3 protein-coding genes are annotated in these 2,091 nt (G+C 65.1%); all 3 read right to left on the bottom strand.

The genetic code is table 11. The annotated features are described in order from the left end of the window. Nucleotides 1-362 (bottom strand): 50S ribosomal protein L17 (gene rplQ, locus VLA96_05850; protein HSE48714.1); only part of this gene is annotated, 362 nt, incomplete at its 3' end. A 21-nt stretch (nucleotides 363-383) separates the two neighbouring features. After that, a complete protein-coding gene (locus VLA96_05855) occupies nucleotides 384-1,418 on the bottom strand; it encodes a DNA-directed RNA polymerase subunit alpha (GenBank protein HSE48715.1) in 1,035 nt (344 codons plus the stop codon). 15 nt (nucleotides 1,419-1,433) lie between these two features. Next, the gene (rpsD, locus tag VLA96_05860; GenBank protein ID HSE48716.1) at nucleotides 1,434-2,066 is read right to left on the bottom strand and encodes a 30S ribosomal protein S4; all 633 of its coding nucleotides are present in this window, start codon (nucleotides 2,064-2,066) and stop codon (nucleotides 1,434-1,436) included. Between the last annotated feature and the right edge of the window lie 25 nt (nucleotides 2,067-2,091).

Raw genomic sequence — 2,091 nt, forward strand, 5'->3', positions numbered from 1 at the left:
TTGAGCTCGGAGCCGAGCAGCTCGACGATGGCTTCGTCGGCGCCATCCCCGCGACGCCAGCCGAGCGGGATGATGCGCACGTAGCCCCCGGGACGGTCGGCGAAGCGCGGCGCCAGCGTGGAGAAAAGCTTCTTCACCACCGGCGGGCTGGTGAGAAAAGCCGCCGCCTGCCGGCGCGTGTGCAGCGTGTCGCGCTTTCCCAGCGTGATCATCTTCTCCGCCAGCGGGCGCAGCTCCTTGGCGCGCGTCGAGGTGGTGGTGATGCGCTCGCGCTCCAGCAGATTGGTGACCAGGTTGCGCAGCGTGGCGCGCCGGTGACTCGAGTTGCGGCCCAGCTTGCGGTACCCGCGGCGGTGGTTCATGAACGGTCTCCCGGTTAAAGGCTAGAGCGACGGCGCCGGAGCGCTTTCGCCCTCGGCCGGTGCGGCGGATTCGGGCAGCGGCCACACGATGCGGCCGTGCTCGTCGAGCTTCATTCCCAGTTGCAGGTTCATCCGCTGCAGCAGCTCTTTGATTTCATTCAGCGACTTGCGCCCGAAGTTCTTGGTGCGCAGCATTTCCTGCTCGCTGCGCTGCACCAGGTCGCCGATGGTGCGGATGTTGGCGTTCTTCAGGCAGTTGTAGGCGCGCACGGAAAGCTCCAGCTCGTCCACCGACCGCCCCAGGTATTCCTGCCGCGGGTCGTAGGTGCGCTCGGCGCGCTCCTCTTCGCTGGGCTTCTCCTCTTCAAACGCGATGAAGATGTTCATGTGGTCCTTGAGGAGCTTGGCGGCCAGCCCGATGGAATCGCCGGGCTTGATGGTGCCGTTGGTCCAGACTTCGAGGTTCAGCTTGTCGTAGTCGGTCATCTGGCCCAGGCGCGCCGCCTCGACGGTGTAGTTCACCTTGCGCACCGGCGAGTGCACCGAGTCGATGGGGATGTAGCCGATGGGCAGGTCTTCGTCGAAGTTGCGGTCGGCGCTCACGTAGCCGCGGCCGTTCTTCACCCGCATCTCGACCTGGAGCTTCCCGCCCTCGCCCACTGTGGCGAGATAGATGCTCTTGTCCAGAATCTCCACGTCGGCGTCGCCTTCCAGCATTCCGGAGGTCACTTCGCCCGGCTTGTCGGCGAACAGCGTCAGCGTCTTGACCGCGTCCGGGTTGTGCAGCCGCAGCGGTACCTGCTTGAGGTTGAGGATGATGTCGGTGGCGTCCTCGGTGATGCCGGGGATGGACTGGAATTCGTGCAGCACGCCCTCGATCTTCACCGCCGTGATGGAAGCGCCTTCAATCGAGCTCAGCAGTACGCGCCGCAGCGCGTTGCCGATGGTGGTCCCGAAGCCGCGCTCGAACGGCTGCGCGGAAAACTTTCCATAGCGGTCGGTGAGCGTCTCAACTTCGCACGCCAGCCGCTTGGGCTTCTGAAATCCTTTCCACATAAGTACGTCCTCCTGTTACCGCGAATAAAGTTCGACGATAAGCTGTTCGTTCACCGGCGGCGTGATCAGCTCCTCGCGCTTGGGCAGCGCGGTGAGCTTGGCGCGGACTGCCTCGCGGTCCACTTCCAGCCAGCTCGGGATCGACTGCCGCCCCGCCAGCTCCTTGGCCTGCAGCACTCCGGCGTTTTCCTTCATTCCGTCCTTCAAGGTGATTTCATCGTTAACGTTCACCAGCGCCGACGGCACGTTGACCTTGCGCCCGTTCACCCGCACGTGCCCGTGCAGCACCAGTTGCCGCGCGTGGGCCCGCGAGCTGGCGAAGCCGGCGCGGTGCACGATGGTGTCCAGCCGCCGCTCCAGCAGCATCAGCAGGTTCTCGCCCGTCTTGCCCGCCTGGCGCTCGGCCTTCTGGAACGTGTTGCGAAACTGCGTCTCCAGCACGCCGTAGACGCGCCGGGCCCGCTGCTTCATCCGCAACTGCTCGCCGTAGTTGCCGAGCTTCCGGCGCCGCGCCCCGCCGTGCTGGCCGGGCGGCACGTTGGTCTTCTCGATGGCGCACTTCTCGGTGAAGCACCGCTCCCCTTTCAGGTAGAGCTTCATGCCTTCGCGCCGACAGAGCCGGCAAACTGCTTCTCGGTAGCGTGCCAAGTTCCCTGTACCTCCTGCGTAAGCT

This window comes from Terriglobales bacterium (assembly GCA_035457425.1).
Classification (GTDB): Bacteria; Acidobacteriota; Terriglobia; order Terriglobales; family Acidobacteriaceae; genus JACPNR01.

What these genes read in the sequence shown, in the direction of transcription:
- VLA96_05855 (HSE48715.1), bottom strand. Translation starts at nt 1,418, where the DNA reads ATGTGGAAAGGATTTCAGAAGCCCAAGCGGCTGGCGTGCGAAGTTGAG.